This window comes from Paraburkholderia sp. (genome assembly GCF_026225065.1).
In the GTDB taxonomy this organism is placed as follows: Bacteria; Pseudomonadota; Gammaproteobacteria; order Burkholderiales; family Burkholderiaceae; genus Paraburkholderia.
In genome coordinates, this window is sequence record NZ_JAMFSB010000167.1 from 1 (window position 1) to 9,965 (window position 9,965).

Annotated in this window: 4 protein-coding genes; all 4 read left to right on the forward strand. The window is 62.6% G+C overall.

Annotated features, from left to right (window positions below; genetic code table 11):
• The first annotated feature begins 65 nt into the window (after positions 1-65).
• Complete coding sequence (locus tag M0954_RS12405; protein WP_297353509.1) at positions 66-2,195, forward strand: TonB-dependent siderophore receptor; 2,130 nt, start codon at positions 66-68, stop codon at positions 2,193-2,195.
• A gap of 378 nt (positions 2,196-2,573) precedes the next feature.
• The gene (locus M0954_RS12410) at positions 2,574-4,004 is read left to right on the forward strand and encodes a peptide synthetase (RefSeq protein ID WP_133894084.1); all 1,431 of its coding nucleotides are present in this window, start codon (positions 2,574-2,576) and stop codon (positions 4,002-4,004) included.
• 216 nt (positions 4,005-4,220) lie between these two features.
• Positions 4,221-5,303, forward strand: a complete 1,083-nt coding sequence (locus M0954_RS12415) for a YqcI/YcgG family protein (protein ID WP_367279512.1) — start codon at positions 4,221-4,223, stop codon at positions 5,301-5,303.
• Between the two features lie 64 nt (positions 5,304-5,367).
• A partial coding sequence (locus tag M0954_RS12420) for an AMP-binding protein (protein ID WP_297353511.1) occupies positions 5,368-9,965 on the forward strand: 4,598 nt, incomplete at its 3' end.

A 9,965-nucleotide genomic window follows, 5' to 3' on the forward strand; every position in this document is an offset into this window, starting at 1 on the left:
ATTTGCCAGCCACGATGAAAACAACCACGGACCATAGTCGTAGTAAGCGGCGAGCCAAAGCTCGCTTGTTCCAGTCCCGGCTGACGCCGGTGGCGATTTCGCTGATTGCGATGTGGGCCGGGCACGCTCGGGCGCAATCGACGCCAGCGAGCACGACGAGCGACAGCAGCGTGCTGCCGGCCGTTACGGTGACGAGCGACGCCGACGCCACCACCGAGGACAGCGGCTCCTATCGGGCCCGCAATGCGACGGTCGCGGGGGGCGTAGCGCAACCGCTGCAGGAGATTCCGGCTTCAGTCTCGGTGCTGACGCGTCAGCGCATGGACGACCAGAACATGACGCAGATCCAGGACGCGCTGCTCTACGTCACGGGCGTCGAAGCGTTGAATTACGGCGATGGCACGGCCTATTACAAGTCACGCGGCAATAACCTGGGTGTCGAGTTCGATGGCGTGTCGGTTGTCAGCGGGTTGCAGTACCAGACCCAGTTCGATCTGGCCATGTACGACCGCATTGAAGTGTTCCGCGGTCCGGAAGGCGTGATGACGGGTGCCGCCGATCCGACCGATGCCGGCGGCACGGTCAACCTCGTGCGCAAGCGTCCGCAGGCCACTTTCCATCTGGAAACCGAGACGCAGATCGATTCGTTCGGCGCCGTACGCCAGATGGTCGACGTGACCGGCCCACTCAACAAGGACGGCTCGTTGCGTGGCCGCGCGGTGATCGTGGGCAGCGATGGGCTGCAATCGGTCGACGGCGTGCGCGAAAAGAAGTTCATGGTCTACGGCGCGCTCGACTACGATTTCAACCCGCGCACAACGCTGTCGTTGTCGGCGGCCTATGAGGTCAATCCGGTGTCGGGCTTCGACTATGGTATCGGCGAAACGGACTCCGGCACGCGGCTGCCGAGTTCGTACTCGCAAAACTTCAGCCCGAGCTGGAATTACAGCTACACGTCGCTAGCGGAAACCAATCTCAACCTGACGCACCGTTTCGAGAACGACTGGCAGTCGTCGACCACGGTCTTCTACCGCCATGAATTGCAATCGTCGGATTACGCCTATTCCGGCCCGGGCGTCACCGATGACGGCCTCTCGTCCTACGGCGATCAACGGCAGCGCATTACCTACGACTGGTTCGGCGCCGATACCCATGTGTCGGGCCCGATCAATCTGTTCGGCCAGACTCATACGTTGACCGTCGGGGCGAACTACTCGCTGCAGAACGAGACTGAGAAATCCGGCTTTGTCTCCCTCACGGGGCCATTCGCCGACGGTGACTACAACGTCTTCGATCCGGATTCAGTGCCGAACGTTAGCGTGCCGTTCACGTTTGGCTCCAACATCCGGACCGAGGAATACGGCGTCTACGCGCAGGCCAGGATTCACCTCGCCAAGCCGTTGACGCTCGTGCTGGGTGCGCGCGAAACTTTCTTCAATGAAGAGTCGCAGACCATCTTGCCGACCGTATCCGACTGGAGCACGGAAGCGCGGATGAATGGCAAGTTTTTGCCGTCGGCGGCACTCGTCTATGACATCGTTCCCTGGTTGAGCGCGTACGTCAGCTACTCGAAGATTTTCGAGCCGCAGACGGCAACCACTTTTACCGGCGGGGCGCTGCCGCCGGCAACGGGTGACCAGTACGAAACCGGCTTGAAGGGCACGTTCCTGAACGGACGCCTCGGTGCGACGGCTGCTCTGTTCCGCATCAACACCAACAATGTTGCGATCACGGATCCCGACAATCCGACGGGTTCGATCGCGGGAGGTGGGGCGCGTGACCAGGGCTTCGAGTTCGAAGTCACCGGCGAACCGCTGCCGAACTGGAATGTGTATGCGGGCTACACGCTGCTGAACGAAAGCTTCACAAACCAGACGGCCAATTACTCGGACGGCACCGACCCTCAACATCTGTTCAAGCTGTGGACGAGCTACCGCCTCTCGCAAGGACTCCTGAAGGGCGTGACGGTGGGCGGCGGGATGCTGGCGCAAAGCTCGATTACCCGCGGCGTGGAGCAGGGCGGCTACGCGATCTTCAATGCGCAAGTGGGCTATCGCATCAACAAGCACGTGGACACCTCGCTGACGCTGAACAACGTGTTCAATCGCGAATATTACGTGCGTCCGCCCGGAACGTTCTTTAGCCAGTTCGGCGACCGGCGCAACCTGATGTTGACGGTGCGGACGGATTTCTGAACGTGGCCAATCGAGGCGTGCGCGAATCCCATCGCGCTTGCCGGTTGCACGAAATGCGCGGCTCCGCTTCACGGCGTGGCCGCGCGCTGGTCTCTGGGTCTTGCGCGCAGCGTCGTGCGTGCGTAGTGCTCGTGAAAAGGCGTCGCTTTAGAAGTAGGTTGGCCTGAAAGAACTTGACAAGACTGGGCATCATGTCTAATTTTATATAAATGATAATCATTCGTATTTGTATTCAGCATGTCGAGCCGGCAGTGTGTCTGCCGGGTTTGTTGCGTTTGCCGCATTTGTTATCCGCCAGCCATTCGTGAGGTGTGCTGTGCATGCTGTGCCGACCCCGTCGCGCAGCGCACTCCCGAGTCACTCACAGGAAATATCGCTATGACGCAAGCTACGCCGTTGCTATTCGACTTTGCGCCGTTCGCCGGCAAAAGCGAACAGTACGTAGAGCTGATCAAGCAGTTCGCCGCCGCTCACTCGTTTCGCAGCGCCACTGTCGACGAGTTGCTACTCGACGACGATTACCATCGGCGTCCGCTGCGCCCCGAGGACTTCGAGTTCCTCAAGTTCGCCAAACCGGTCCGTCAACACAATGTGAGCCGTCTGCCATCGCTGGCCGCGAACCGCACGCTGCTATCGATCTATGAACTTGGCATCGCGCGCTTGCCGCGCAGTGCTGAAGCAGCGGAGTGGCAGCATTTCAGTGAGTTCTATCGTGACGATGTCCAGGTGCGTGGCGCACAACTCGCGCCGTTCCTCGAGGCGTATGCATTCGAGTACCTCGCTCAGGACCACGGCATTGAAGCGGATGCGGCTGCGGCGGCCGGACGTCTTGCGCGGATTGTCGACGACGAAACCGCATTCTGGAGCACGACGTTCGAACGCCTGATGCGCAACGACTACCTCGAGGAAGGGCTGCGCTTCATCATGGTCCAGCGCTGGGCGCTGGCGCCGTCTAAGCGGCGCGCGCTGGCAAAAGCTGCCGCAAGTGGCCTGTTCGACATGCTGCCAGCTGAGTTGCATCCAACGCTGGAAGGCGATCTCCCTGACGACGCGCTGCTGCAGCGTGTGGCCGGTGCGTGTGGCGTGACGCGCCAGCAGCATGCGTACTGGCAGTTCTATCTGCCAACGAGCATAGCGAAGTGCAATCTGTTGTACGCGCTGGGACGCCGGCCGGATCGTGCGTTCGCACTTGTCGGCGCGGCTTTCGCGGCACAAGCAGAGTGGCTGGCCTTCGGTCTCGCGCTCGAGCGCGCCTGTGCGCACCTTCAGCCTGCCGGGCGCCGTCGCAGCGACGCGGCTGAGCGCAAGACCGAACTGGTGACGCGCTTCACGCAGGCGTTGCAAGGCATCGAGCGTGAGTTCGGCGGCGCCGCGTTTGCACAGGCACTGCAAGGCGCCGCGGCTGCCGAGCGTCTCGCCGAGCGGGCCCGCTGGGACCTTGGTGAACAACTGCTGTGGCTTTCGTCGATTCGCCGCTACGTCGAATTCGCGCATCGCATCAGCACGCGTATCGATGCGGAGTGCCCTGGCATCGACCGTGAGACCTTCGTCGAGCCGCATGAGATGTGCTCGACCACGCACGTCCACAACGACCATCGTCTCGTGACCATTCAGGAAGGCGAAATGCTTTTCTGGGGCAACGTCGGCATGCAGCTCAAGATGAACGAGGGCGACATGGTGCTGATCCCCGATGGCCGTCTGCACGGCTCGACCGTCGTCTCGGGCGAGTGCACCTATCACCAGCCGATCATCCCGGACGATTGGGTGCAGGCGCTGGTCGCCGAACTGGACGCAAAGGCCGAGGCCTGAGCATCGTACGCGGGCGCGTACGGTTCTTTCGTGACCGTATTGCTGCCGCGCACTGTAAACGCCGGAAAGCCCGGGACAAGGGCGCCGGTTCCCCCCGCAAACCGATATCGCAGCTGACACACGTCCGCGAGAACGTGTGTCAGCCGCTCGCCACTGCGCGATGCAGATGTGTGACGACAAAGGACATTGAAGATGCGCTCAAACGAGGGAACCGTGATGGATGCCGTGCAGCTCGCCGAACCGCTTGCGCCGAACCGGCGCGAAGACGTGCTGCCCAGCGACGGCTTCAATCCCGGCGACTGGAAAAGCCGGATCATTGCCGGCCGCGCGACCGGTGCGGCGGCAAATCCTCCTGCATGGCTGGATGCGTCATATGACACGATGTGCGGACATGTGATGGATCCGGCCTATCCGTGCTTCTTCGGCACGATGGCCGAGAAACGCGGCGAGATGTTCTATTCGTATGTGAACGACCAAGACACTCGCGATTTGCCCGCGACGATGCAAACGTTCGCGGAGCTAGTCTCGCTGCCGCAATATCGCAAGAACAACATTGCGGTGTTCTTCGAACCCGATCGCGAGCCGCTCACACACGCGGCGTATCACGACTGGTTCTGGAGCATTCTGCAACACCTGCACGATGTCGACCCCGATCCGCATGCCGACGCCCAGCCAGATCCATCGCACGAAGACTGGGAATTTTCGTTTGCCGGCGTCGAGACCTTCGTGGTTTGCGCGTGCCCGTCGTTCCGCCAGCGGCATAGCCGTAATCTGGGGCCTGGCATGGTGCTGCTGTTTCAGCCGCGCAGCGTATTCGTCGACACCATTACCAATAAGGTGATCGGTCGTGAGGCGCGCAATCAGGTGCGCAAACGCATCGAAACGTGGGACGCGATTCCCGCGCATCCCGATCTCGGTTTCTACGGCGATCCTGGCAATCTGGAGTGGAAGCAGTACTTCCTCGACGACGCCAACCTGCCCGCCGACGATCGTTGTCCGTTTCTCAAGCGTCAGCTTGAAAAGGCCACAGCTCGGGCGCTCGCCTATGCGGCGCCGGTTGTTTCAGTGACCGCCGTGACTGAGGACGTTCATGCGCAGCCGCCTCAGGAAACGCGCCTGGACAAGCTGTATGGGTCAGATTCTGGCAGACAGGAGCGCCACTGGCACCCCCATGTACCTGCGACGTCGGAGAGCCCGTTTGCGCCGCACGCGCTCCGGCATGGCGCCGAACACCGGCATCCGGGTGAGACCGAGCACGAACGCGAATGCCGTGAGCGTCTTGAACGCGGCGAAGATTGAGCGAGTGGGTGACGCATTGCCCGGATCGCCGCAGCGGGCGCGGCGTGTCACATGAGATGGTGAAATGACTGAGAACATGATCGAACGCTTGCACGCATTGAGCGTATCGCGCGCGACGGACACCGCGCTGGTGACGCTCGATGCCGGCGGTGAGAACCGTTACGACTATGCGGAGCTGGACCGGCGCGCGCGGACGATAGGCGCAGTCTTGCGCGGGGTGGAGGGCGCGCCGGATGCGCAAACCCATATCCCGCCGCGTGCGCTTCTCCTGATGGATAGCGGTGTCGATTACGTCGCTGCTTTTTTTGGCTGCTTCTACGCGGGCGCTATCGCAGTACCGGCATACCCGCCCGAGTCGTTGCGCGGACAACGTCTCTCGCGCCTTGAGTCGATCGCAGCAGATGCGGAAGCCAGCTTCATCCTGACGACGGCTGCGCTTGCCAGCAAACTGCGCGATGCGTTTGCGAAGATCGCACCGCGCGCCGAAATCGTGACGGTGGACACGCTCGATTTGGGCAGCGACGCATCGAGCGCCTTCGAGCCGTATCGCGCCGTGCCGTCCGACGTCGCATTTCTGCAGTACACCTCAGGTTCGACATCGGCGCCCAAGGGCGTGATGGTCACGCACGGCAGTTTGTGGGCCAACGAGCTGGCCATCCGCGAAGGCCTCGACGTTCGCGACGACGACGTGTTTGTGAGCTGGCTGCCGCTGTATCACGACATGGGTCTGATCGGTACGCTGTCGCAGCCTGTGTTTAGCGGGATTCCGTTGGTGCTGATGTCGCCGCAGTATTTTCTCGAGCGGCCGGTGCGCTGGCTCGAAGCAATCGCGCGCCATCGCGGCACGATCTCGGGTGGTCCTGACTTCGCGTACCGGTTGTGCGCGGATCGCGTCAGCGAAGAGCAGCGCGCTGCGCTAGATTTGTCCTCGTGGCGTCTCGCATTCTCTGGATCGGAGCCCGTTCGAAAGGCCACTATGGATGCGTTTGCTGGGCGCTTCGCGGGCGTAGGGTTTGATCCGCACGCACTGTTTCCGTGTTATGGATTGGCGGAAGCTACGCTCTATGTCAGTGGCATTGCACCGGGCAGTGGCGTGCGTGCGCCGTCATTCTCTGCAACTGGACTCGCAGCCGGTCGTGCCGAAGGCGAAGGTGACGGCGATGGCGTGCCGATCGTCTCATGTGGCACGCCCGTGAGCGGTCACGCGGTGGCGATCGTCGATCGCGAGAGCAGCGTCGAACTTCGCGCGGGGCAGATCGGCGAGATTCTCGTGCGTGGTCCAAGTGTGGCGGCAGGCTATTGGCGCCGGCCCGAGGACAGCGCCCGTACGTTCGTCGAACGCGACGGTGCACGTTGGCTGCGCACCGGCGACCTGGGCTTTCTGCATGAGGGCGAACTCTACGTCGCGGGGCGCATCAAGGATCTGCTGATCGTGCGTGGGCGCAATCTGTATCCACAAGATCTTGAGCTCGTGCTCGAGCGCGAGGTCGATCTGGTGCGTCGCGGCCGTGTGGCGGCGTTTGCGGTTGAGATTGAAGGTCAGGAAGGCATTGGCATCGCTGCGGAAGTGTCGCGCAACATGCAGAAGCTCGCGCCGGCAGAGGCGATTTCCGCTGCGCTGAGCGAAGCGGTCGCGCTTGCCTGCGGTGAACCGGCGAGTGTCGTTGTGCTGCTGAATCCGGGCGGGTTGCCGAAGACGTCGAGCGGTAAGGTGCAACGTGCGGCCTGCGTGCGCGGTTGGGAGCAGAGCTCGCTTGATGCCTATGCTAATTTTGTGCAGGGACGGCGGGTTGAGGCCACTGCCGCGATTGATGGTGGCGCTGCCGTTGCTGCGTCTGCGCTGCTGGCGCCACTGACGGGATTTGAACAGGAGCTTGCGGCGCTGTGGCGTGATGCACTGAGCTTGTCGCAAGAGTACCCCGCTCGTGAAGACAGTTTCTTTGTACTCGGTGGCAACTCGCTCGCGGCGGTGCAGGTGGCCGCTGCTGCGCGGGCGCGCTGGGCGATCGAGTACACGCCGCGCGATGTCTTTGGCGTGCCTGTTCTCAAGGATGCCGCTGCACTAATCGAGCAGAAAAGCGCGCAAGGAGCGGTGTCGCCGGAGTTGGTGGTAGCGCGACTCCCTGACGACCAGCGCATGCGGACGTGCGCCTCCGACGCCCAGCGAGGCCTGTGGTTGACGTGGCACCAGGACCCCGCGAGCGCCGCCTACAACATGAGCGGCGAACTGCATCTGACGGGCGACCTGGATCTGGACGCCTTGCAGTGTGCGTTTGACGACGTCGTACGCCGCCATGAGATCCTGCGTGCCCATTTCACGCTCGGCGACGACGGTGAGCCCTTGCAGGTCATCGAGCGCGACATGCGCGTGCTTTTACCCGTGACGCGACTCGAAGCCAGCTCGCCCGCTACGCAACGTGAGGCTGTGCTCGACGCACTGATAGAGCAGGTAGCCCGACGGCCCTTCGATCTGGAGTACGGACCGCTACTGCGCGCTCACCTGGTCAGCACCGGTGAGCGCGAGCATCGCTTGTTGCTTGCACTCCATCACAACATCGCCGACGGCTGGTCGGTGAACGTGTTGCTTACGTCGCTGGCGGACGCCTATCGTGCGCAACTGGCCGGGCCGGTTGCGGCATCGTCCGGCCCCGAGCCTCAGCTTCAGCACGCGGACTATGTCGCGTGGGAGCGTGCCACGCTCGATGCCGCCACGCTTGCGCGCCAGCTCGAGTACTGGCGTACTCAACTCGCTGCGGATGGCGACCCCGCCGCCGCTGCGCAACTCTTTGCGCGACCTGCTTCAGGCGCTGCGGTCGCAGTTGCAGACGTCGCGAGTCTTGCTGGGTGCCAACGTAGTTTGACGTTCTCGCTTTCTACCTCCGCGACAGCGGTGCTAAAACGCGTTGCCGCAACCCGGCACGCGTCGCTCTTCATGACGATGCTCGCAGTCCTGAACGTCGTCCTGCAGCGTCTGAGTGGCCAGGACGACATCCGGGTTGGTGCGCCGATGTCACTGCGCAAGCGTCCCGAAGCGCAGTCGATGATTGGTTACTTCATCAATCTTCAGGTAATGCGCACGCGCATGAACGCGCATCGCGACTTCGGCGCGCTCGTCGATGCCGTACGCGAAACCGTGCTGGCTGCGCAGGAACATCAGGATGTGCCATTCGACCGCCTCGTTAGCGGGCTGTTACCAAATCGCGCGAGCGACGGGGCGGCGCTGTTTCAGGTCAAGCTGACCGAACAGCAGCCGTTCGTCGAGGCCGCGTTCGCACCGCTCGACGCGCGGCTTCATGTGTTGTTGAACGACGCACCTCATTTCGATCTTGCGCTTGATTTCACCCATACCGGCGAGACGATTGACTGCTTGCTCGCGTATGACGACGCAGTGCTCGATACCGCGTTTGCTGAGCGTTTTGCGGGCTTGTTTACTGAGTTGGCGGAGCAACTCGGCGAGGCGCCCGATGTGCCTTTGGAGCAGCATGCTGCGAGCGCGGTTGCGAATCCGACGCATTGCGGGGCGACTACCATGCAAGATGTGCGCGGCGTTCAGGACATCACTGCCACACAGGACACAGACGTCATGCAAGACGTGCTGGCGTTGTGGGATGCCAGCGTGAAAGATTGCCCAGAACGCATCGCTCTCTACGACGGCAAGCGCAGCGTGACATTCGGCGCGCTCGATGCCGCAGCAGAAGCGCTCGCGGCCCAACTCGACGTGCTCGGCACAGGAGATGAAGCGCGTGTTGGCGTGCTGGCCAGCCGCTCGATCGTGCAGGTGCTTGGCATGCTGGCGGCATTTAAGGCCGGTGCAACCTGGGTGCCGTTCGATCCGCAGATGCCGCCTGCACGGATAGCTGCGCAGATCGCAGACAGCGGCGCAGTCGTGTTGCTCCACGCAAGTGCCTTGCCTGCTGGCTTGGCCGACATCGCGTCGCGGATCTCGACCCTCACGCTGCACTACGACCCGCCAGCTTCGTCAGCGCATCGGATCTCTTCGACCGAACCCGCATCGCGTTCACGCCGCCCACCGCACGCAGACCGCGCAGCGTACATGATCTACACCTCAGGTTCGACGGGTGAACCGAAGGGCGTGATCGTTACCCACGGCGGCCTCGCAAACTACGTGCACGGGATGCTCGCGACATTGCAGGTCGACGCGGACGCGTCGTTTGCGATGGTCTCGACCCCCGCCGCCGATCTTGGCCACACGGTGCTGTTCGGCGCGCTGTGTTCAGGACGTACGCTGCATCTGCTCGAACAGGACCTCGCGTTCAATCCAGACGGCTTCGCACGCTATATGGCGGAGCACCGGATCGGTGTACTGAAGATCGTGCCGAGCCACCTCGCCGCCTTGCTATCTGCATCGCGTCCTCGCGATGTTCTGCCGGCGCACGCACTGATTGTCGGCGGCGAGGCTACGCCTGCCGCGTTGCTCGAACGCCTCGGCGCGCTTGAGCCTACCTGCCGCATTTTCAATCACTATGGGCCGACGGAAACGACGGTCGGCATCGCAATGCACGCTCTCGCGCAAGCGGCGCAGCCCGGCCGCGATTTGCCCTTGGGTGCGCCGCTGCCCAACGCCCACATCTACCTGCTCGATGATCGGATGGAGCCGGTGGCGCGAGGCGCCGAGGGTGAGCTGTATCTCGGCGGACCGGG